Genomic DNA, 584 nt, shown 5'->3' on the forward strand with positions numbered 1-584 from the left:
CCGATGCGATGGGCGCCGACTACACGCAGACGATCCTCGGAAACCTGCGCAGCGCAGGCATCCAGAACGGCCGACGCCAGGAGCGCATCGAGTTCACGATGCTCGACGAGCACGCCGGCACCCACGTGCAGGCAATCGGCGAGCGTGCCGCGGCGGGTGCGGATGACGCTTCGAGCACCTCAGCGGCCCGGGAGGGGACCCTGGGCAAGATCGCCATCGCGATCGGCCCTGAGTACGGCACTGTCAGTCCGCGCTTCGTGAGGGACGCCGCCAAGGAAGCCCTCGCCGACAAGGATGTCGATCTGCTCTGCGTGCTCGGGTTCTCGTTCGAGCCGAACGTCACCGAAGTCACAGAGGTCGACGAGGTGGACATCGACAGTAACGACGATGGATTCGCGAGCGTGTCCGGCGAGCGCAAGCTCGGTCGGCTTAAGGTGCTGTTCGTCCGGATGAACGCCGAGCTCCTGATGGGCGATGCGCTGAAGAAAACCGGCGCTGGCAACCTCTTCACGGTCTTCGGCGAGCCCGACGTCCAGATCCGACCGGCATCCGACGGCTCCGACCGCATTGAGGCGGAGCTCTTC

1 pseudogene is annotated in these 584 nt (G+C 65.8%); it reads left to right on the forward strand.

From position 1 onward, the window contains the following. Positions 1-98: 98 nt before the first annotated feature. Positions 99-584, forward strand: a pseudogene (locus BGN97_RS10625) (site-specific DNA-methyltransferase); the annotation flags it as partial.

The organism is Microbacterium sp. 69-10, assembly GCF_001897945.1.
In the GTDB taxonomy this organism is placed as follows: domain Bacteria; phylum Actinomycetota; class Actinomycetes; order Actinomycetales; family Microbacteriaceae; genus Microbacterium.